1 protein-coding gene is annotated in these 928 nt (G+C 42.3%); it reads left to right on the top strand.

Annotated features, from left to right (window positions below; genetic code table 11):
• The coding region (gene holA / locus RAC86_RS39185) for a DNA polymerase III subunit delta (protein WP_377887006.1) at positions 1–928 on the top strand (928 nt) is incomplete at both ends.

Below are 928 nucleotides of genomic sequence, written 5' to 3'. Positions count from 1 at the left end.
GGGAGATGTTCATCCGGTTTATTGTTTATACGGAAAAGAGACGTATCTGTTGCAAGAAACCGTCAGCAGGATCAGACAGACGGTCATTGATCAGGAGACAAAGGATTTCAATCTATCCGTTTTTGATCTGGAAGAGGACCCGCTGGATCAAGCAATTGCAGATGCTGAAACGTTCCCGTTTATGGGGGAGCGGCGTCTTGTTATTGTGAAAAATCCATACTTTTTAACAGGTGAAAAGAAAAAAGAAAAAATTGAGCAAAACGTCAGTGCGCTTGAAACATATATACAATCTCCTGCGCCTTACACGGTCTTTGTCCTGCTTGCCCCGTATGAAAAGCTGGATGAGCGGAAAAAACTGACGAAAGCGCTAAAGAAGCACGCATTTATGATGGAGGCGAAGGAATTAAACGCAAAGGAGACGACAGATTTTACTGTCAACCTTGCAAAAACCGAGCAGAAAACAATCGGCACTGAAGCGGCGGAGCATTTGGTTCTGCTTGTGAATGGACATCTGTCATCGATTTTTCAGGAGATTCAAAAGCTCTGCACGTTTATTGGAGATCGTGAAGAAATTACGCTGGATGATGTGAAAATGCTTGTTGCGAGAAGCCTTGAACAAAATATTTTTGAGCTGATTAATAAAATCGTCAACCGAAAACGAACGGAGAGTCTGCAAATTTTTTATGATTTGCTCAAACAAAATGAAGAACCAATCAAAATCATGGCGCTTATTTCGAACCAGTTCCGGCTGATCCTGCAAACAAAGTACTTCGCGGAACAAGGATACGGACAAAAGCAAATCGCTTCTAACTTAAAAGTTCATCCATTTCGGGTAAAGCTGGCGATGGATCAAGCAAGGCTTTTTTCAGAAGCCGAGCTCCGGTCAATTATTGAACAGCTTGCCGTCATGGACTATGAGATGAAAACA

Source organism: Bacillus sp. LR_5 (assembly GCF_042709275.1).
The sequence above is the reverse complement of the archived record's forward strand: the minus strand, read 5'-3'. Positions and strand labels throughout refer to the sequence as shown.